Consider the following 16,957-nt stretch of genomic DNA (forward strand, 5'->3'; position numbering starts at 1 on the left):
GCCCAACGGCACACGCCTCCAGAGCAGAGATTAGATGCCTACAGTCAACCAGCTCATCCGCAAGCCCCGGCAAGACAAGCCGTCGCGGAACAAGGTGCCCGCCCTGAAGGGCTGCCCCCAGCGTCGCGGCGTTTGCACGCGCGTCTACACGACCACCCCGAAGAAGCCGAACTCGGCGCTTCGTAAGGTCGCCAAGGTGCGCCTGACCACGGGCATCGAAGCGGTGTGCTACATCCCCGGCGAAGGCCACAACCTGCAGGAACACTCCGTGGTCCTGATCCGTGGCGGCCGTGTGAAGGACCTTCCGGGCGTCCGTTACCACATCCTGCGCGGCGTGCTCGACACCCAAGGGGTCAAGGACCGCAAGCAGCGCCGTTCGCTCTATGGCGCCAAGCGTCCGAAGTAAGGAAGAAGAAGAATGTCCCGCCGCCGCCGCGCTGAGAAACGTGAAGTCCTGCCGGATCCGAAGTTCGGGGATCTGACCGTCACGAAGTTCATGAACTACGTGATGTACGAGGGCAAAAAGGCCGTCGCCGAAAACATCATCTACGGCGCCTTCGACATCCTGGAAGCCAAGCGCAAGGACCAGACCGCTCTGGAAACCTTCCACTCGGCCCTGGAAAATGTGGCTCCGGCCATCGAAGTGCGTTCCCGCCGGGTCGGCGGCGCCACCTATCAGGTGCCGGTCGAAGTCCGTCCGGACCGTCGTAAGGCCCTGGCCATCCGTTGGCTGGTGACCGCTGCGCGCAAGCGCGGTGAGAACACCATGACGGACAAGCTGGCGGGCGAGCTGCTCGACGCGGCCTCGAACCGCGGCACGGCCGTCAAGAAGCGCGAAGACACGCACAAGATGGCGGAAGCCAACCGCGCCTTCTCGCACTACCGCTGGTAACGCCGGCAATCCATCGCTTCCCGGCGCGGGCGGTTTAGGCTAAACCGCCCGCGCTGTTCGTTCAGATACTCCCGAACGCCCCTCCAGCAGAGCATCCGCTATGCCCCGCACGCATAAAATCGAAGACTACCGCAACTTCGGAATCATGGCCCACATCGATGCGGGCAAGACGACGACGACCGAGCGGATCCTGTACTACACCGGCAAGAGCCATAAGATCGGCGAAGTCCACGACGGCGCTGCGACCATGGACTGGATGGAGCAGGAGCAGGAACGCGGCATCACGATCACGTCGGCCGCGACGACCGCCTTCTGGAACGAGAAGCGCCTGAACATCATCGACACCCCCGGGCACGTCGACTTCACCATCGAAGTCGAGCGCTCGCTGCGCGTGCTCGACGGCGCCGTGACGGTGCTGGACGGCAACGCCGGCGTCGAACCGCAGACCGAAACCGTCTGGCGCCAGGCCGACAAGTACAAGGTTCCGCGGATCGTGTTCGTCAACAAGATGGACAAGATCGGCGCCGACTTCGACAAGTCCGTCGAGTCCATCCGCGACCGTCTGGGCGCGAAGGCTGTTCCGATCCAGTTCCCGATCGGTTCGGAATCGAACCTGAAGGGTCTCGTGGACCTGGTCCGCATGAAGGCCGTGGTCTGGGACAATGACGGCCTGGGCGCGTCCTATCGTGACGAGGAAATCCCGGCGGACCTGCAGGCCAAGGCCGAGGAAGCCCGCAACTACCTGATCGAGAACGCCGTCGAACTCGACGACGAGGCGATGGAAGCCTATCTGGGCGGCGAAGAGCCCTCGGAAGCGACCATCAAGAAGTGCATCCGTAAGGCCGTGCTGACCGGCGCCTTCTATCCGATCCTCTGCGGCTCGGCCTTCAAGAACAAGGGCGTCCAGCCCCTGCTCGACGCCGTCGTCGACTACCTGCCGTCGCCGGTGGACATCCCGCCGACCGCCGGCATCGACTTCAAGACCGAAGAGCCGGTTGTCCGTAAGGCTTCGGACGACGAACCGCTGTCGGTCCTGGCGTTCAAGATCATGGACGACCCCTTCGTCGGTTCGCTGACCTTCTGCCGCATCTATTCGGGCAAGCTCGAAACCGGCATGAGCCTGATGAACTCGACCCGCGACAAGCGCGAGCGCGTCGGCCGCATGCTGCTGATGCACTCGAACAACCGCGAGGACATCAAGGAAGCCTATGCCGGCGACATCGTCGCCCTGGCCGGCCTGAAGGAAACCCGTACCGGCGACACCCTGTGCGACCCGCTGAAGTCGCCGGTGATCCTGGAGCGCATGGAGTTCCCGGCCCCGGTTATCGAAATCGCCGTCGAGCCCAAGTCGAAGGCTGACCAGGAAAAGCTGGGCGTCGCCCTGCAGAAGCTGGCCGCCGAAGATCCGTCCTTCACCGTCTCGACCGACCACGAGTCCGGCCAGACGATCCTGAAGGGCATGGGTGAACTGCACCTGGACATCAAGATCGACATCCTGAAGCGGACCTACAAGGTCGAGGCCAATATCGGCGCGCCGCAGGTGGCCTATCGCGAGAGCCTGGGTAAGAAGGTCGACATCGACTACACCCACAAGAAGCAGACCGGCGGCACCGGCCAGTTCGCCCGCGTCATGCTGACCTTCGAACCGGGCGAACCCGGCTCGGGCTTCGTGTTCGAAAGCGCCATCGTCGGCGGCGCCGTGCCGAAGGAATACATCCCCGGCGTCGAAAAGGGTCTGGAGTCCGTCAAGGACAACGGCCTGCTCGCCGGCTTCCCGCTGATCGACTTCAAGGCCACCTTGACCGACGGCAAGTATCACGACGTGGACTCCTCCGTGCTGGCCTTCGAAATCGCCGCCCGCGGCGCTTTCAAGGAACTGCGCGAGAAGGGCGCCCCGAAGCTGCTCGAACCGATCATGGCCGTCGAGGTTGTGACCCCGGAAGAGTACCTGGGTTCGGTCATCGGCGACCTCAACGGTCGTCGGGGCATGATCCAGGGCCAAGACACGCGCGGCAACGCGATCGTCGTCAACGCCTTCGTGCCGCTGGCGAACATGTTCGGCTATGTGAACACCCTCCGGGGCATGTCGCAGGGCCGCGCTCAGTTCACCATGCAATACGATCACTACGACCCGGTGCCGCAACACGTCGCCGACGAAGTCATCAAGAAGTACGCCTAACCCCAACCCTAGTTTAGAGGACAAGCCCGGACAGGGCTGGAGCTTGAAATGGCTAAAGAAAAGTTTGAACGTAATAAGCCGCACTGCAACATCGGCACGATTGGCCACGTTGACCACGGCAAGACGACGCTGACGGCGGCGATCACGATCACGCTGGCGAAGACCGGCGGCGCGACGGCGAAGAACTACGCCGACATCGACGCGGCTCCGGAAGAAAAGGCCCGCGGGATCACGATCAACACGGCGCACGTGGAATATGAGACGGCGAACCGTCACTACGCTCACGTCGATTGCCCTGGGCACGCCGACTACGTGAAGAACATGATCACCGGCGCGGCGCAGATGGACGGCGCGATCCTGGTGGTGTCGGCCGCTGACGGCCCGATGCCGCAGACCCGCGAGCACATCCTGCTCGCCCGTCAGGTCGGCGTGCCGGCCCTGGTGGTGTTCATGAACAAGGTCGACATGGTCGACGACGCCGAGCTGCTGGACCTGGTTGAGATGGAAGTTCGCGAACTTCTGTCGTCCTACCAGTTCCCGGGCGACGACATCCCGATCGTGAAGGGCTCGGCCCTGGCGGCGGTTGAAGGTCGTGACGCGCCGATCGGCGAAGACGCGATCCTCGAGCTGATGACCGCGGTCGACACCTACATCCCGCAGCCGGAGCGTCCGGTGGACCTGCCGTTCCTGATGCCGGTGGAAGACGTGTTCTCGATCTCGGGTCGCGGCACCGTGGTGACCGGCCGTATCGAAAAGGGCGTGGTGAAGGTCGGCGAAGAAGTCGAAATCGTCGGCATCCGTCCGGTTCAGAAGACGACCTGCACGGGCGTCGAAATGTTCCGCAAGCTGCTGGACCAAGGTCAGGCCGGCGACAACGTTGGCGTGCTGCTGCGCGGCACCAAGCGTGAAGACGTCGAGCGCGGCCAGGTGCTGTGCAAGCCGGGCTCCATCACCCCGCACACCAAGTTCGTGGCTGAAGCCTATATCCTGACCAAGGAAGAAGGCGGCCGTCACACCCCGTTCTTCACCAACTACCGTCCGCAGTTCTACTTCCGGACCACGGACGTGACCGGGATCATCAAGCTGAAGGAAGGCGTTGAGATGATCATGCCCGGCGACAACGCCGAGCTGGACGTCGAGCTGATCACCCCGATCGCCATGGACCAGGGCCTGCGCTTCGCCATCCGCGAAGGCGGCCGCACCGTCGGCGCCGGCGTCGTCTCCAAGATCGTCGAGTAATCTCGACGGCTCGGCCCGCTTCGGCGGGCCGGACCACGCACTCAAAGATCAGGCCGCCCAGGACATCCTGGGCGGCCTTTTCTGTTTCCGATTGTGGGCTGGGGTTAGCGGACCTGGCGCATCGAGCTGATGGCCTGGGCCATGCCGAAGCGGGTCAGGTCCGGCACGTCGCGATCGAACACCTGGCAGCGGCCGCGGAAGTCGCTGTCGGTGCAGACCTCCCAGGCCCCGCGGCCGATCTTCAGGCTCATGGCCTGGTCATTGTACTGGCGCGGCAGGTTGGTGATCTCGCGGCTCGTGCCAAAGGCTGCGCCGCCGAAGTTGGGATTGGTGAACAGCGTCATGGAGCCGCCGGCGACCGGGCGGGGGCGGTCATTGCCGTAGCCCCCGTTCCCGTAACCGCCGCCATAGCCGCCATTGCCATAGCCGCCGTTGCCATAGCCGCCGCCGCTGTAGCCACCGTTTCCGTAGCCACCGTTTCCGTAGCCACCGTTTCCGTAGCCGCCGTTGTTGTAGCCGCCGTTGTTGTAGCCGCCGCCCATGTAGCAGGTGAGCTGACCATCACGGTTCTCGATCTCGCCGCGGCAGTCGCTGAAGCGCAGGGTGGAGCCGCGCCAGGCGCCGCGCATGTCCCGGCACTCCGCCGACAACAGGGCGCCGCCATTCACGCGCTCGGTGCGCACATTGCGACAGCTCTGCCAGTAGCTCCCAGGGGGCGGGGCGTCATAGCCCTGGGCCGTAACGGTCGCCGGGACCGCGGACAGGGCTGCGGCGCCGATGACAGCGGCCAGGCCGCTCTTGATGACTGTATCGAGGCTCATGGCCCAACTCCGATCATTTCAGTCCCTCAGCGCCACCCTAGAGCGTGATAGCCGAAAGTGGAATCCGGTTTCGGCGATCATCACGCTCTAACTTTTTGAATTAGAGCCTCATTTGTCCCGTCGAATGTTTCAATTCGACGGGATGAGGCTCTAGGGCGAGGCGTAGGGGAGGGAAAGGCCAAGCCTTGACTCAGGGCTGGCCCTCGGGCCGCCTGTAGATGGAGGGGGAGCCGATGATCAAGCGCTGGATTCGAGGTGGACTGGCCCTGCTGGCGGGCTTTCAGGTGTCAGGCGCGGCCCTGGCGGCGGAGCCCCGGCTGGACCGGATGACCGGCGGCGAGTTGGCCGCCTTCACCCGCGCCCTGCCCAAGGGCGGAGAGCTGCACAACCACATCTCAGGGGCGGTGTTCGGTGAGGCGCTGCTGGCCTGGGCGGCGGAGGATGGCCTGTGCGTGGACGTGGCCCGCCTGGCCCTGGCCCCGGCCTGCCAGCCGGGGGGCGACCTGAAGCCCGCCAGCACCGCCCTGCGCGACGAGGATCTGCGCAGCGCCTTGCTGGACTCCTTCTCCGTCCGCCATCCGGACTTTCGGGACCGGTCGGGTCATGACCAGTTCTTCGGGGTGTTCAGCCGGATCGGCGCGGTCTCCGAGACCCGCGGCGGCGACGCCTTGGCCTTTGTGCTCGACAGCCTGGGCCGGCAGAACACCTTCTATCTTGAAGCCATGATCACGCCCCAGGGGGCGGCGGCCGCGGCCAAGGGGGCCATCGCCGGCTGGAAGGGCGGGGACCTCGCCGCCCAGGCCGCCGCGACGCGCGCCCAGGGGCTGGACGCCCTGGTCCCCCTGGTCAGCGCCCAGACAGACGCCCTGGAAGCCCGGGCCCGCACCGTCATGCGCTGCGGCCAGCCCGACGCCTCGCCGGGGTGCCAGGTGACGGTGCGCTACCTCTACCAGACCATCCGGGTTCTGCCGCCGGAACAGACCTTCGCCCAGATCCAGCTGGGCGTGGCCATGGTGGCCGCCGACAAGCGCTGGGTCGGGATCCAGATGGTGGCGCCGGAGGACCATCCCAATGCGGTCGCCAACTACAGCCTGCACATGCGCATGGTGGACTATCTGACCGACCATGGCCGCAAGGCGCCCGCCGCCCTGCACGCCGGCGAGCTGACCCTGAAGGTCGCCCCGCCGTCGGCCCTGCGGTCGCACATCGCCGAGGCCATTCGCGTGGCCGGGGCGCGCCGCATCGGCCACGGGGTCGATTTCCCGCACGAGGACGGCGCCGAGGCCCTGGCCGCCGAAGCCGCCGCCAAGGGGGTGATGGTCGAGGTCAATCTCAGCTCCAACGACGCGATCCTCGAGGTGCGGGGCCAGGCGCATCCCGTCGCCTGGCTGCGGGCCCGCGGCGTGCCGACCAGCCTGTCCACCGACGACGCCGGCCTGCTGCGCATTGACCTGTCCCGGGAGTATGCGCGGGCCGCGGAGGAGGGGGCGGCCTATGCTGACCTGAAGCGCTCCGCCCGCAACGCCATCGCCTTCTCCTTCCTGGCGGGGGAGGGGCTCTGGAGCGACCCCGGAACCTACGCGCGCCCGGCCAGGGCCTGCGCCGGTCAGCTGGGCGCGGAGACGCCCAAGCCCGGCCCCTGCGCCGCCCTGGTGGCCGCCTCGGACAAGGCGCGGGAACAGTGGCGGCATGAGCGGCTGCTGACCGAGTTCGAGGCCGGCAGATGAAACCTCTGTCATGACCTCGAATTAAGCTGTCTGGGCGGGCGACAGCGGATACCCCTGACCCAAGGTTGTTCAGAACAGGGGAGAGACGCATGCGTCTTCCAGTCGCCATCGCCGCCTGCGCCGTCGTCATGAGCGCCGCTGGCGCCGCCAACGCCGCCTCGGTGGAAATCAAGGACGCGGTCGCCCGGGTCGTCGTCATCCCCGAGGACCGCGCGGACGTGAAGGTGGAAATCCTGACCACCCACCCCGACCTGCCGCTGCAGGTGCGCAGCGCCGGGGGCAAATGGATCATCGACGGCAATCTCAACCGCCGCATCCGCGACTGCAACGCCACCATGGGCCGGACTTCGGTGCGGGTCGCGAACCTGGGCGAGGTCGCCTACGACGCCATGCCCCAGGTGGTGGTCCGCACGCCCCGCGATGTCCGGCTCACCGCCGGCGGTGCGGTGTTCGGCTCGGTGGGCAAGTCCGCCAGCCTGGACTTCGCCAACGCCGGCTGCGGCGACTGGACCCTTGCTAATGTGACCGGCAAGCTCAGCGTCAGCGAGGCGGGCTCCGGCGACGTCAACACAGGCGCGGCGGGCGAGGCCGTCATCCAGATCGCCGGCTCCGGCGATGTGCGCACCCAGGCCGTCTCCGGCGCCCTGGAAGTCTCCGTGGCCGGCTCGGGCGATGTCGGGGTGGCCTCGGTGTCCGGCCCGGCCAAGGTCCGCGTGGCGGGCTCAGGCGACGTGCGCATCGCCGCCGGGCGCGCCCAGAGGATGGACGTCACTGTCGCCGGCTCGGGCGATGTGCGCATGGACGGGGAGGTCGGCGACCTCGACGCGCGGATTGTCGGCTCCGGCGACGTGCGCGTGCGAAAGGTCACGGGCGCGGTGAAGAAGTCGGTCATGGGCTCCGGTGGCGTCACCATCGGCTGACCGGGCAGGGGGCTTCGCTTGCGCGTCGCGAAGCTTCGGCTCGCCCTTGACGGGACCGAGTCGCCCACGTATAGACCCGCCTCCTGTTGGACTGGCTGTGCGGCTCCAAAGCGATTTGGAAACGCAGACGCGGTTCGCGGAACGACCTGAGACAGTGCTAAACAGCGTTTCGGGAAGGGGGCCCTCGCGGAAAGGTTTCGCGCGGGCCTATGTCGTTTGAGCGGACTTACGCGTACGAGCGCCCCGCAAGGGGAGTTCGGGTTGGTCTTTGAAATGGTCAAGTCACGCGGACGGACCGTCGTCTGTAGGGGAAATTGAAGAGCGATATGGATCGTCAGAACATCCGCATCCGGCTCAAGGCCTTCGATCACCGCGTGCTGGACCATTCCACACGCGAGATCGTCAATACGGCCAAGCGCACCGGCGCGACCGTGCGGGGGCCCATCCCCCTGCCGACGCAGATCGAAAAGTTCACCGTCAACCGCTCGCCGCACATCGACAAGAAGTCGCGCGAGCAGTTCGAAATCCGCACGCACAAGCGCGTGCTCGATATCGTCGACCCCACCCCGCAGACTGTGGACGCGCTGATGAAGCTCGACCTGTCCGCCGGCGTGGACGTCGAGATCAAGCTCTAAGGGGACCCTGCCGATGCGTACCGGCGTGATCGCCAAGAAGCTGGGCATGGCGCGCTTCTTTGATGAAGCGGGATCCCATGTCCCTGTGACCGTCCTCAGCCTCGAAGGCTGCCAGGTGACGGGTCAGCGCACCTCTGAGAAGGATGGCTATGTGGCCCTCCAGCTCGGCGCGGGCGCCAAGAAGGCCAAGAACACGAACAAAGCCCTGCGTGGCCAGTTCGCCAAGGCCGAAGTCGAACCCAAGCGTGAAGTCGCGGAATTCCGCGTCTCCGCCGACAACCTGATCGAGGTCGGCGCGGAACTCACCGCAGACCACTTCGTCGAAGGTCAGAAGGTCGATGTGACCGGCGTGACCGTCGGTAAGGGTTTCGCCGGTTCCATGAAGCGTTGGAACTTCGGCGGCATGCGCGCCACCCACGGCGTTTCCGTCTCGCACCGTGCTCACGGTTCGACCGGTAACCGCCAGGATCCGGGCCGCACCTTCCCGGGCAAGAAGATGGCTGGTCACCTCGGCCAGGAAACCGTCACCACCCTGAACCTGACCGTGTGGCGCATCGACGCCGAGCGCGGCCTGATCATGGTCAAGGGCGCCGTCCCCGGTCACGAAGGCTCCTTCGTGAAGATCCGCGACGCCGTGAAGGTCGCCCTGCCGGCCGAGGCCCCCAAGCCCGGCGCGTTCCGTAAGCCCGGCCAGGTCGCCGTCGCCGCTGAAGCCGCGCCCGCCGCGGAAGAAGCCCCGGCCGAGGCCCCCCAAGCTGAGGGCCAAGAATAAATGAAACTCGACGTCATCAAGCTCGACGGCGGGAAGGGCGGTTCGATCGAACTGTCTGACGCCATCTTCGGCATCGAAGAGATCCGCGGGGACATCCTCCAGCGCATGGTCACCTGGCAACTCGCCAAGCGCCGCGCCGGCACCCACAAGATCCAAGTCCGTAACGAGGTCTCTCGCACGGGCAAGAAGATGTACAAGCAGAAGGGCACCGGCGGCGCTCGTCACGGCTCGCGCCGTGCGGCCCAGTTCGTCGGCGGCGCCAAGGCCCACGGTCCCGTGGTCCGCAGCCATGCCTTCGACCTGCCCAAGAAGTTCCGCGCCCTGGCCCTGCGCCATGCGCTGTCTTCCAAGGCCAAGTCCGGCTCGCTCGTGGTCGTGGACAGCGTCTCGATCAACGATCCCAAGACCGGCGCCCTGCGCGCCCAACTGGGCAAGATCGGCCTGACCAACGCCCTGGTGATCGCGGGTCCGGAAGTGGACGCCAACTTCAAGCTCGCCGCCCGCAACATTCCGAACGTGGACGTGCTGCCGAACGCTGGCCTGAACGTCTATGACGTGCTGCGTCGCCAGACCCTGGTCCTGACCAAGGACGCGGTCGATGCGATCAACGCCCGCTTCGCTGAGAAGGAGGCCGCGTGATGGCTAACCCCACCGCCCGCCACTACGACGCGATCCTGTCGCCGGTGATCACGGAAAAGGCCACCCTGCTCTCGGAGCAGAACAAGGTCGTGTTCCGCGTCGCCCACGATGCGACCAAGGACGAAATCGCCGCCGCTGTCGAAGCGCTGTTCAAGGTCTCGGTCACCAAGGTCAACACCCTGGTGGTCAAGGGCAAGACCAAGCGCTTCCGCGGCCGCCCGGGCCGTCGCTCGGACGTCAAGAAAGCCGTCGTGACCCTGGCCGAAGGCCAGTCGATCGACATCACCACGGGGCTCTGAACCGATGGCTCTGAAGCAATACAAGCCGACTTCGCCGTCCCGTCGCGGGCTGGTGCTGGTCGACCGGTCCGAGCTCCACAAGGGCCGTCCGGAAAAGTCGCTGGTCGAAGGTCTGACCAAGAGCGGCGGTCGTGGCGGCGGTGGCCGTATCGCGGTCCGCTTCCGGGGCGGCGGCGCGAAGCGTCTGTACCGCATCGTCGACTTCAAGCGTCGCAAGTGGGACGTGCCGGCGACCGTCGAGCGTCTCGAGTATGACCCGAACCGCACCGCGTTCATCGCGCTGATCAAGTACGCCGACGGCGAGCTGGCCTATATCCTGGCCCCGCAACGCCTGAAGGCCGGTGATACCGTCATCGCCTCCGAAAAGGCCGACGTGAAGCCGGGCAACGCCATGCCGCTGCGTGGCATGCCGATCGGTACGATCATCCACAACGTCGAGCTGAAGCCCCTGAAGGGCGGTCAGATCGCCCGTTCGGCCGGCGCCTACGCCCAGCTGGTCGGCCGTGACGCCGGCTACGCCCAGATCCGCCTGAACTCGGGCGAACTGCGCATGGTGCAGGACAGCTGCATGGCCACGGTCGGCGCTGTGTCGAACCAGGACCACATGAACGAGTCGCTGGCCAAGGCCGGTCGCGCCCGCCACAAGGGCCGCCGTCCGCACGTCCGCGGTGTCGCCATGAACCCGATCGATCACCCGCACGGCGGTGGTGAAGGCCGCACCTCGGGCGGCCGGAATCCGGTCACCCCGTGGGGCAAGCCGACGAAGGGTCGCAAGACCCGCACTAACAAGGCGACGGATAAGTTCATCATCCGCTCGCGTCACGCTCGGAAGGCTCGCTAAGCTATGACCCGTTCCGTCTGGAAAGGTCCGTTCGTCGACGGATACCTCCTCAAGAAGGCCGAGACTGCTCAGTCTTCCGGCCGCAAGGACGTGATCAAGACCTGGTCGCGCCGCTCCACCATCATGCCGCAATTTGTCGGCCTGACCTTCGGCGTCCATAACGGCCAAAAGCACGTTCCCGTGCTCGTGTCCGAAGACATGGTCGGCATGAAGTTCGGCGAATTCGCTCCGACCCGGTACTTCCCGGGTCACGCGGCCGACAAGAAGGCCAAGAGGAAGTAGCATGGCCAAGCAAGCTAAAGCCCGTCGCCTGAGCGGCGTGGAAGCGATGGCCAAGGTGACCTCGCTCCGCATCAGCCCGCGCAAGCTCAACCTGGTGGCCCAGTCGATCCGCGGCCTCAAGGTTCAGCGCGCGCTGAACGAGCTGGAGTTCAGCCACAAGCGCATCGCCCGCGATGTGCGTAAGGCGCTCTACTCGGCCATCTCGAACGCCGAAAACAACCACAACCTCGACATCGACTCCCTGGTCGTGTCCGAGGCCTTTGTGGGCAAGAACCTGGTGATGAAGCGTTTCTCGGCCCGCGCCCGCGGCCGCGCCTCGCGCATCGAAAAGCCGTTTAGCGAACTCACCATCGTGGTTCGCGAGCTGGGTGAGGCCGCCTGATGGGTCAGAAAGTCAATCCGATCGGTCTGCGCCTCGGCGTCAACCGCACCTGGGACAGCCGTTGGTTCGCCGACGGCAACGAGTACGGCAAGCTGCTGCACGAAGACATCAAGGTCCGCCGGGAGCTGAAGAAGCGCCTGGGTCAGGCCGGTGTGTCGCGCATCATCATCGAGCGTCCGCACAAGAAGTGCCGCATCACCATCTATGCCGCGCGCCCTGGCGTGATCATCGGCAAGAAGGGCGCGGACATTGACAAGCTGCGCAAGGAACTCGGCGCCCTGACGGACGGCGAGATCCACCTGAACATCGTCGAAGTGCGCAAGCCCGAGACCGACGCCCAGCTGGTGGCCGAGAACATCGCCCAGCAGCTCGAGCGCCGCGTGGCTTTCCGTCGTGCGATGAAGCGTTCGATGCAGTCCGCCATGCGCCTCGGCGCCAAGGGCGTCCGCATCAACGTCTCGGGCCGTCTCGGCGGCGCTGAAATCGCCCGCATGGAGTGGTATCGCGAAGGCCGCGTGCCGCTGCACACCCTGCGCGCCGACATCGACTACGGCTTCGCGGAAGCGAAGACCACCTACGGCATCATCGGCGTGAAGACCTGGATCTTCAAGGGCGAGGTGCTGGAGCACGATCCGATGGCTCAGGACAAGCGCCTGGCCACCGAGTCCGGTCCGGCCGGCGAGGGTGGTGGCCGCGAACGGGGCGATCGTCCCGACCGTGGTCCGCGCCGCGATCGTCGCGAACAAGCCGGCGCGTGAGGTTGAGCCATGCTTTCGCCTAAGAAAACCAAGTACCGCAAGCAGTTCAAGGGCAAGATCCACGGGGTCGCCAAGGGCGGCTTCACCCTCAACTTCGGGTCCTACGGCCTGAAGTCGGTGGAACCGGAACGGATCACAGCGCGCCAGATCGAAGCCGCTCGTCGGGCCATCACCCGTCAGATGAAGCGTCAAGGTCGCGTGTGGATCCGGATCTTCCCGGACGTTCCCGTCACCGACAAGCCCGCCGAAGTCCGGATGGGTAAGGGTAAGGGGTCCGTCGAGTACTGGGCCGCCCGGGTTCACCCCGGCCGGATCATGTTCGAAATCGACGGCGTGCCGGACGATGTGGCCCGTGAAGCCCTGCGCCTCGGCGCGGCCAAGCTTCCGGTGAAGACCCGCATCGTCACCCGCATCGACGCCGCCGTGGAGCACGCGTGATGAAGATTGACGAAATCCGGGGCATGACGCCCGACCAGCTCGCCGAAACCCTGCTGAACCTGAAGAAGGAGCAGTTCAACCTGCGCTTCCAGGCGGCGACGGGCCAGGTCGAGAAGACCCATCGTGCGAGCGAAGTTCGTAAAGACATCGCCCGCATAAAGACCGTCCTGCGCGCCAAGCAGGCCGCGGCCTAAGGAGAGGGACGAATGCCGAAACGAATTCTCGAAGGCGTGGTCGTCTCCGATAAGGGCGACAAGACCATCGTCGTGAAGGTCGAACGGACCTTCCTGCACCCGGTGCTGAAGAAGACCGTCCGTCGGTCGAAGAAGTACCACGCGCACGACGAAGCCAACGTCTACAAGACCGGCGAAATCGCTCGCATCATCGAGTGCGCGCCGAAGTCGAAAACCAAGACCTGGGAAGCTCTGCCGAAGGCGGACGCTGGCCAGGGCGCGTAAGGAAGGTCTGATCCATGATTCAGATGCAGACTAACCTCGAGGTCGCCGACAACTCTGGCGCCCGTCGTGTGATGTGCATCAAGGTGCTCGGCGGCGCTGGCCGTCGTTACGCCAGCGTGGGCGACAAGATTGTCGTCTCCGTGAAGGAAGCCATTCCGCGCGGCCGCGTGAAGAAGGGTGACGTGCTGCAGGCGATCGTCGTGCGCACCAGCCAGGGCATCAAGCGCAAGGATGGCTCGGTCATCCGCTTCGACAAGAACGCCGCCGTCATCGTCAACAAGCAATCCGAGCCGATCGGCACGCGGATCTTTGGCCCGGTTCCCCGCGAACTGCGCGCCAAGAACCACATGAAGATCATTTCGCTCGCCCCCGAGGTGCTGTGATGGCCGCGAAGATCAAGAAGGGGGACCGCGTTGTGGTCCTCACCGGCAAGGACAAGGGCCGTCAAGGCAACGTCCTGAAGGTGCTGCCGAAGGAAGACCGCGTCGTGGTCGAGGGCCTGAACATGGTTCAGCGCCACACCCGCCCGACCCAGTCCGACCCGCAAGGCGGCATCAAGAACAAGGAAGCGGCGCTGCACATTTCGAACGTGGCGATCGTGGACTCCAAGGGGAAGCCGACCCGCGTCGGGTTCCGCGTCGATGGTGACAAGAAGGTGCGTGTCGCCAAGACGACCGGCGAGGTGATCAATGGCTGAGCAAGCTTACGAGCCGCGGCTGAAGACCGAATATCGCCAGCGCATCCGCGCGGCGATGAAGGAACAGTTCGCGTACACGAACGAAATGCAGATCCCCAAGCTGGACAAGATCGTCCTGAACATGGGGATCGGTGAAGCGGTCAACGATTCCAAGAAGGTCCAGGCGGCCATCGCGGATCTGACGGCCATCGCCGGCCAGAAGCCGGTCGCCACCCGCGCCCGCAATTCCATCGCCGGCTTCAAGCTGCGCGAAGGCATGGTGATCGGCGCGAAGGTGACCCTTCGCAAGGACCGCATGTACGAATTCCTGGACCGTCTGATCACCATCGCTCTGCCGCGGGTGAAGGACTTCCGGGGCCTGAAGCCCACCTCGTTCGACGGCCGTGGCAACTACGCCATGGGTCTCAAGGAACACATCGTGTTCCCCGAGATCAACTACGACCAGATCGATCAGATGTGGGGCATGGACATCATCGTCGCCACGACTGCGAAGACCGATGACGAAGCGCGTGCGCTTCTCAAGGAATTCCAGTTCCCGTTCGTTCAAGCTTAAGCGGCGGGAAGGAAAGCAAAATGGCCAAGAAAAGCGCCGTCAACCGCAACGAGATGGTCAAGGCCCTCGTCAAGCAATACGCCTCGAAGCGCGATGCGCTGAAGGCGATCGCCAATGACCAGAGCCTGCCGCTCGAGGAACGCTTCGAAGCCCGCCTGAAGCTCGCCGAGCTGCCGCGGAATTCGTCCAAGACCCGCATCCGTAACCGATGCGAAGTCACGGGGCGTCCGCGCGCCTATTATCGGAAGCTGAAGATGAGCCGGATCTCTCTGCGCGAACTGGGTTCGCACGGTCAGATCCCCGGCCTGGTCAAGTCGAGCTGGTAGGAGGGGCCCATGGTGAACGACCCCGTTGGCGATATGATCGCCCGCATCAAGAACGCCGCCACCCGCGGCCGTTCTAAGGTTTCGACCCCCGCTTCGAAGATGCGCGCGCGCGTCCTCGATGTGCTGGCCGAGGAAGGCTACATCCGCGGCTATGCCCTGGTGCAGAAGCCGGGCGCCTTCCCCGAGTTCGAGATCGAGCTGAAGTACTTTGACGGCCAGCCCGTCATCGTTGAGATCAGCCGCGTCTCCAAGCCGGGCCGTCGCGTCTATTCGTCGATCAAGGACCTGAAGCCGGTGAAGAACGGCCTGGGGATCTCGATCCTGTCGACGCCCAAGGGCGTTATGTCGGACGCCGCCGCTCGCGAAGCGAACGTCGGCGGCGAAGTTCTCTGCCGGGTCTACTAAGATGTCGCGGATCGGAAAAAAGGCGGTCGCCGTCCCCACTGGGGTGACGGTCACCATCTCCGGCCAGACGGTGTCGGTAAAGGGGCCCAAGGGCCAGCTTTCCTGGACCGTGGCCGAAGAGATCGAGGTCAAGCAGGAGGGCGCTGAGCTCGTCCTGTCCAAGCGGGTCGACAGCACGCGCGCCCAGGCCATGTGGGGCCTGTCGCGTACGCTGGTGAACAACATGGTCGTGGGCGTGACCCAGGGCTATGAAGAGACCCTCGAACTGGTCGGCGTGGGTTACCGCGCTGCGATGAAGGGCTCTGCGCTCTCCATGCAGCTTGGTTTCAGCCACGAAGTCGATGTCCCTCCGCCGGAGGGGATCAGCTTCGCGGTGCCGAAGCAGACCGAAATCAAGATCAGCGGCATCGACAAGCAGGCCGTCGGCGAAATCGCCGCCCGCATCCGTCGTATCCGTCCGCCGGAACCCTATAAGGGCAAGGGCGTGCGTTACGCGGGCGAAAAGGTCCGCCGCAAGGAAGGCAAGAAGAAGTAAGCCATGGCTCTTTCTCCTCGTCAGACGGCCAAGCGCCGCGCCGAGCGCACTCGGATCCGCCTTCGCAAGCTGGCCAATGGCCGCCCGCGTCTGTCGGTCTTCCGTTCGGACAAGAACATCTACGCCCAAGTCATTGATGACGCGAACGGCGTGACCCTGGCTGCGGCCTCGTCCCTCGAGGGCGACAAGCAGAAGGGTTCGGACAAGGAAGCCGCCGCTCGCGTCGGCGCTCTTGTCGCCCAGCGCGCCATCGAAAAGGGCGTCAAGGACGTCGTCTTCGATCGTGGCGGTTACATCTATCACGGCCGGGTCAAGGCCCTGGCTGACGCCGCGCGCGAAGCCGGCCTGAACTTCTAGGGGTAAGCTGATGGCTCGTGGAAACGAACAACGCGGCGAAGGCGGTCAACGCCGGGGCCGTGACCGTGGCGCCCCGCAGGAAGAGCGGGTCGACAGCGACATCGTCGAAAAGCTGGTGCACATCAACCGCGTCGCCGCCACCGTGAAGGGTGGCCGCCGCTTCTCGTTCGCCGCCCTGATGGTGGTGGGCGACCAGAAGGGCCGCGTGGGCTTTGGTCATGGCAAGGCGCGTGAAGTGCCGGAAGCCATCCGCAAGGCGACCGAAGAAGCCAAGAAGTCGATGATCCGCGTTCCCCTGCGCGAAAGCCGCACCCTGCACCACGACGGCAACGGCCGTTGGGGCGCTGGTAAGGTGATGGTCCGCGCGGCGCCTCCCGGCACCGGCGTCATCGCCGGCGGTCCGATGCGCGCGGTGCTCGAAACCCTCGGCGTGCAGGACGTGGTCGGCAAGTCGATGGGCTCGTCGAACCCCTACAACATGGTGCGCGCGACGTTCCAGGCGCTGAAGGCTCAGTCTTCTCCCCGCCAGGTCGCCAACAAGCGCGGCAAGAAGGTCGCTGACGTGCTGGGCCGCAAGGCCGACGGCGCGACCCCGGCTGACGGAGAATAAGAGATGGCCAAGGTCACCGTTCGTCAGACGGCGAGCCCGATCCGCCGCACGAAGGACCAGCGCGCCACCCTGGCGGGCCTGGGCCTGAACAAGATCGGCCGCACGTCCGTGCTGGAGGACACCCCCTCCGTGCGCGGCATGATCGCCAAGGTCCACCACCTGGTGGAAGTGGTCGAGGGCTAAGCCCTAAGC

Annotated in this window: 27 protein-coding genes; 26 read left to right on the forward strand and 1 reads right to left on the reverse strand. The window is 65.4% G+C overall.

The window, feature by feature from the left end; translation table 11 throughout:
- Positions 1–34: 34 nt before the first annotated feature.
- The 4 genes from rpsL to tuf all read left to right on the forward strand — a co-directional run bounded on the left by rpsL (position 35) and on the right by tuf (position 4,310).
- Positions 35–406 carry a 30S ribosomal protein S12 gene (gene rpsL, locus ACFQ27_RS07700; RefSeq protein ID WP_056018026.1) on the forward strand — a complete coding sequence of 124 codons (372 nt, stop codon included), beginning with the start codon at positions 35–37 and terminating at the stop codon, positions 404–406.
- A gap of 12 nt (positions 407–418) precedes the next feature.
- Positions 419–892, forward strand: a complete 474-nt coding sequence (gene rpsG, locus ACFQ27_RS07705) for a 30S ribosomal protein S7 (protein WP_374348507.1) — start codon at positions 419–421, stop codon at positions 890–892.
- 100 nt (positions 893–992) lie between these two features.
- Positions 993–3,071: an elongation factor G gene (gene fusA / locus ACFQ27_RS07710; protein ID WP_374348504.1), complete on the forward strand. Its 2,079-nt coding sequence runs from the start codon at positions 993–995 to the stop codon at positions 3,069–3,071.
- 48 nt (positions 3,072–3,119) lie between these two features.
- Positions 3,120–4,310 (forward strand): elongation factor Tu, encoded by a 1,191-nt coding sequence (gene tuf, locus ACFQ27_RS07715; protein WP_377353166.1) that lies wholly within the window; start codon positions 3,120–3,122, stop codon positions 4,308–4,310.
- Between the two features lie 104 nt (positions 4,311–4,414).
- On the opposite strand, the gene ACFQ27_RS07720 is transcribed toward tuf, so the two are convergent.
- The gene (locus ACFQ27_RS07720; RefSeq protein ID WP_377353178.1) at positions 4,415–5,131 is read right to left on the reverse strand and encodes a beta/gamma crystallin-related protein; all 717 of its coding nucleotides are present in this window, start codon (positions 5,129–5,131) and stop codon (positions 4,415–4,417) included.
- A 233-nt stretch (positions 5,132–5,364) separates the two neighbouring features.
- On the opposite strand from ACFQ27_RS07720, the gene ACFQ27_RS07725 reads away from it, so the two are divergent.
- From ACFQ27_RS07725 to rpmD, 22 genes are all read left to right on the forward strand, one after another.
- Positions 5,365–6,858 carry an adenosine deaminase gene (locus ACFQ27_RS07725; protein ID WP_377353180.1) on the forward strand — a complete coding sequence of 498 codons (1,494 nt, stop codon included), beginning with the start codon at positions 5,365–5,367 and terminating at the stop codon, positions 6,856–6,858.
- Between the two features lie 89 nt (positions 6,859–6,947).
- On the forward strand, positions 6,948–7,778 hold the full coding sequence (locus ACFQ27_RS07730) for a GIN domain-containing protein (RefSeq protein WP_377353181.1): 831 nt from the start codon (positions 6,948–6,950) through the stop codon (positions 7,776–7,778).
- Positions 7,779–8,104: 326 nt separating this feature from the next.
- Positions 8,105–8,413, forward strand: a complete 309-nt coding sequence (gene rpsJ, locus ACFQ27_RS07735) for a 30S ribosomal protein S10 (protein ID WP_110449816.1) — start codon at positions 8,105–8,107, stop codon at positions 8,411–8,413.
- A gap of 13 nt (positions 8,414–8,426) precedes the next feature.
- Entirely contained in the window at positions 8,427–9,185 is a 759-nt protein-coding gene (rplC, locus tag ACFQ27_RS07740) for a 50S ribosomal protein L3 (protein ID WP_374347520.1), read from the forward strand.
- On the forward strand, positions 9,186–9,824 hold the full coding sequence (gene rplD / locus ACFQ27_RS07745) for a 50S ribosomal protein L4 (protein WP_374347518.1): 639 nt from the start codon (positions 9,186–9,188) through the stop codon (positions 9,822–9,824).
- Positions 9,824–10,123 carry a 50S ribosomal protein L23 gene (locus ACFQ27_RS07750; RefSeq protein ID WP_374347517.1) on the forward strand — a complete coding sequence of 100 codons (300 nt, stop codon included), beginning with the start codon at positions 9,824–9,826 and terminating at the stop codon, positions 10,121–10,123. The genes rplD and ACFQ27_RS07750 overlap by 1 nt, the downstream gene beginning before the upstream one ends.
- A gap of 4 nt (positions 10,124–10,127) precedes the next feature.
- Complete coding sequence (rplB, locus tag ACFQ27_RS07755) at positions 10,128–10,964, forward strand: 50S ribosomal protein L2 (protein ID WP_374347515.1); 837 nt, start codon at positions 10,128–10,130, stop codon at positions 10,962–10,964.
- 3 nt (positions 10,965–10,967) lie between these two features.
- Complete coding sequence (gene rpsS / locus ACFQ27_RS07760; protein WP_374347513.1) at positions 10,968–11,246, forward strand: 30S ribosomal protein S19; 279 nt, start codon at positions 10,968–10,970, stop codon at positions 11,244–11,246.
- A 1-nt stretch (position 11,247) separates the two neighbouring features.
- The gene (gene rplV, locus ACFQ27_RS07765) at positions 11,248–11,628 is read left to right on the forward strand and encodes a 50S ribosomal protein L22 (RefSeq protein ID WP_374347511.1); all 381 of its coding nucleotides are present in this window, start codon (positions 11,248–11,250) and stop codon (positions 11,626–11,628) included.
- Positions 11,628–12,386: a 30S ribosomal protein S3 gene (gene rpsC / locus ACFQ27_RS07770; RefSeq protein ID WP_374347510.1), complete on the forward strand. Its 759-nt coding sequence runs from the start codon at positions 11,628–11,630 to the stop codon at positions 12,384–12,386. Before rplV ends, rpsC begins: the two co-directional genes overlap by 1 nt.
- Positions 12,387–12,395: 9 nt before the next feature.
- Entirely contained in the window at positions 12,396–12,824 is a 429-nt protein-coding gene (gene rplP / locus ACFQ27_RS07775; RefSeq protein WP_374347508.1) for a 50S ribosomal protein L16, read from the forward strand.
- Positions 12,824–13,018 (forward strand): 50S ribosomal protein L29, encoded by a 195-nt coding sequence (gene rpmC, locus ACFQ27_RS07780; protein ID WP_374347506.1) that lies wholly within the window; start codon positions 12,824–12,826, stop codon positions 13,016–13,018. Before rplP ends, rpmC begins: the two co-directional genes overlap by 1 nt.
- A gap of 12 nt (positions 13,019–13,030) precedes the next feature.
- A complete protein-coding gene (gene rpsQ / locus ACFQ27_RS07785; RefSeq protein WP_374347504.1) occupies positions 13,031–13,282 on the forward strand; it encodes a 30S ribosomal protein S17 in 252 nt (83 codons plus the stop codon).
- A 14-nt stretch (positions 13,283–13,296) separates the two neighbouring features.
- Entirely contained in the window at positions 13,297–13,665 is a 369-nt protein-coding gene (rplN, locus tag ACFQ27_RS07790) for a 50S ribosomal protein L14 (RefSeq protein ID WP_374347502.1), read from the forward strand.
- Positions 13,665–13,979 (forward strand): 50S ribosomal protein L24, encoded by a 315-nt coding sequence (rplX, locus tag ACFQ27_RS07795; protein ID WP_374347500.1) that lies wholly within the window; start codon positions 13,665–13,667, stop codon positions 13,977–13,979. The genes rplN and rplX overlap by 1 nt, the downstream gene beginning before the upstream one ends.
- Positions 13,972–14,532, forward strand: a complete 561-nt coding sequence (gene rplE / locus ACFQ27_RS07800) for a 50S ribosomal protein L5 (RefSeq protein WP_374347499.1) — start codon at positions 13,972–13,974, stop codon at positions 14,530–14,532. Before rplX ends, rplE begins: the two co-directional genes overlap by 8 nt.
- A gap of 20 nt (positions 14,533–14,552) precedes the next feature.
- The gene (rpsN, locus tag ACFQ27_RS07805) at positions 14,553–14,858 is read left to right on the forward strand and encodes a 30S ribosomal protein S14 (RefSeq protein ID WP_374347497.1); all 306 of its coding nucleotides are present in this window, start codon (positions 14,553–14,555) and stop codon (positions 14,856–14,858) included.
- Between the two features lie 9 nt (positions 14,859–14,867).
- Positions 14,868–15,263 carry a 30S ribosomal protein S8 gene (rpsH, locus tag ACFQ27_RS07810; protein ID WP_374347495.1) on the forward strand — a complete coding sequence of 132 codons (396 nt, stop codon included), beginning with the start codon at positions 14,868–14,870 and terminating at the stop codon, positions 15,261–15,263.
- Between the two features lies 1 nt (position 15,264).
- Entirely contained in the window at positions 15,265–15,798 is a 534-nt protein-coding gene (gene rplF, locus ACFQ27_RS07815) for a 50S ribosomal protein L6 (RefSeq protein ID WP_374347493.1), read from the forward strand.
- Between the two features lie 3 nt (positions 15,799–15,801).
- Complete coding sequence (rplR, locus tag ACFQ27_RS07820; protein ID WP_374347491.1) at positions 15,802–16,155, forward strand: 50S ribosomal protein L18; 354 nt, start codon at positions 15,802–15,804, stop codon at positions 16,153–16,155.
- 10 nt (positions 16,156–16,165) lie between these two features.
- Positions 16,166–16,765: a 30S ribosomal protein S5 gene (gene rpsE / locus ACFQ27_RS07825; RefSeq protein WP_374347489.1), complete on the forward strand. Its 600-nt coding sequence runs from the start codon at positions 16,166–16,168 to the stop codon at positions 16,763–16,765.
- Between the two features lie 3 nt (positions 16,766–16,768).
- Positions 16,769–16,948 carry a 50S ribosomal protein L30 gene (rpmD, locus tag ACFQ27_RS07830; RefSeq protein ID WP_374347487.1) on the forward strand — a complete coding sequence of 60 codons (180 nt, stop codon included), beginning with the start codon at positions 16,769–16,771 and terminating at the stop codon, positions 16,946–16,948.
- The last annotated feature ends 9 nt before the right edge of the window (positions 16,949–16,957 follow it).

This window comes from Phenylobacterium conjunctum (assembly GCF_042679085.1).
GTDB classification, from domain to species: domain Bacteria; phylum Pseudomonadota; class Alphaproteobacteria; order Caulobacterales; family Caulobacteraceae; genus Phenylobacterium; species Phenylobacterium conjunctum.

What these genes read in the sequence shown, in the direction of transcription:
- rpsL (WP_056018026.1), top strand. Translation starts at nt 35, where the DNA reads ATGCCTACAGTCAACCAGCTCATCCGCAAGCCCCGGCAAGACAAGCCG.
- rpsG (WP_374348507.1), top strand. Translation starts at nt 419, where the DNA reads ATGTCCCGCCGCCGCCGCGCTGAGAAACGTGAAGTCCTGCCGGATCCG.
- fusA (WP_374348504.1), top strand. Translation starts at nt 993, where the DNA reads ATGCCCCGCACGCATAAAATCGAAGACTACCGCAACTTCGGAATCATG.
- tuf (WP_377353166.1), top strand. Translation starts at nt 3,120, where the DNA reads ATGGCTAAAGAAAAGTTTGAACGTAATAAGCCGCACTGCAACATCGGC.
- ACFQ27_RS07720 (WP_377353178.1), bottom strand. Translation starts at nt 5,131, where the DNA reads ATGAGCCTCGATACAGTCATCAAGAGCGGCCTGGCCGCTGTCATCGGC.
- ACFQ27_RS07725 (WP_377353180.1), top strand. Translation starts at nt 5,365, where the DNA reads ATGATCAAGCGCTGGATTCGAGGTGGACTGGCCCTGCTGGCGGGCTTT.
- ACFQ27_RS07730 (WP_377353181.1), top strand. Translation starts at nt 6,948, where the DNA reads ATGCGTCTTCCAGTCGCCATCGCCGCCTGCGCCGTCGTCATGAGCGCC.
- rpsJ (WP_110449816.1), top strand. Translation starts at nt 8,105, where the DNA reads ATGGATCGTCAGAACATCCGCATCCGGCTCAAGGCCTTCGATCACCGC.
- rplC (WP_374347520.1), top strand. Translation starts at nt 8,427, where the DNA reads ATGCGTACCGGCGTGATCGCCAAGAAGCTGGGCATGGCGCGCTTCTTT.
- rplD (WP_374347518.1), top strand. Translation starts at nt 9,186, where the DNA reads ATGAAACTCGACGTCATCAAGCTCGACGGCGGGAAGGGCGGTTCGATC.
- ACFQ27_RS07750 (WP_374347517.1), top strand. Translation starts at nt 9,824, where the DNA reads ATGGCTAACCCCACCGCCCGCCACTACGACGCGATCCTGTCGCCGGTG.
- rplB (WP_374347515.1), top strand. Translation starts at nt 10,128, where the DNA reads ATGGCTCTGAAGCAATACAAGCCGACTTCGCCGTCCCGTCGCGGGCTG.
- rpsS (WP_374347513.1), top strand. Translation starts at nt 10,968, where the DNA reads ATGACCCGTTCCGTCTGGAAAGGTCCGTTCGTCGACGGATACCTCCTC.
- rplV (WP_374347511.1), top strand. Translation starts at nt 11,248, where the DNA reads ATGGCCAAGCAAGCTAAAGCCCGTCGCCTGAGCGGCGTGGAAGCGATG.
- rpsC (WP_374347510.1), top strand. Translation starts at nt 11,628, where the DNA reads ATGGGTCAGAAAGTCAATCCGATCGGTCTGCGCCTCGGCGTCAACCGC.
- rplP (WP_374347508.1), top strand. Translation starts at nt 12,396, where the DNA reads ATGCTTTCGCCTAAGAAAACCAAGTACCGCAAGCAGTTCAAGGGCAAG.
- rpmC (WP_374347506.1), top strand. Translation starts at nt 12,824, where the DNA reads ATGAAGATTGACGAAATCCGGGGCATGACGCCCGACCAGCTCGCCGAA.
- rpsQ (WP_374347504.1), top strand. Translation starts at nt 13,031, where the DNA reads ATGCCGAAACGAATTCTCGAAGGCGTGGTCGTCTCCGATAAGGGCGAC.
- rplN (WP_374347502.1), top strand. Translation starts at nt 13,297, where the DNA reads ATGATTCAGATGCAGACTAACCTCGAGGTCGCCGACAACTCTGGCGCC.
- rplX (WP_374347500.1), top strand. Translation starts at nt 13,665, where the DNA reads ATGGCCGCGAAGATCAAGAAGGGGGACCGCGTTGTGGTCCTCACCGGC.
- rplE (WP_374347499.1), top strand. Translation starts at nt 13,972, where the DNA reads ATGGCTGAGCAAGCTTACGAGCCGCGGCTGAAGACCGAATATCGCCAG.
- rpsN (WP_374347497.1), top strand. Translation starts at nt 14,553, where the DNA reads ATGGCCAAGAAAAGCGCCGTCAACCGCAACGAGATGGTCAAGGCCCTC.
- rpsH (WP_374347495.1), top strand. Translation starts at nt 14,868, where the DNA reads ATGGTGAACGACCCCGTTGGCGATATGATCGCCCGCATCAAGAACGCC.
- rplF (WP_374347493.1), top strand. Translation starts at nt 15,265, where the DNA reads ATGTCGCGGATCGGAAAAAAGGCGGTCGCCGTCCCCACTGGGGTGACG.
- rplR (WP_374347491.1), top strand. Translation starts at nt 15,802, where the DNA reads ATGGCTCTTTCTCCTCGTCAGACGGCCAAGCGCCGCGCCGAGCGCACT.
- rpsE (WP_374347489.1), top strand. Translation starts at nt 16,166, where the DNA reads ATGGCTCGTGGAAACGAACAACGCGGCGAAGGCGGTCAACGCCGGGGC.
- rpmD (WP_374347487.1), top strand. Translation starts at nt 16,769, where the DNA reads ATGGCCAAGGTCACCGTTCGTCAGACGGCGAGCCCGATCCGCCGCACG.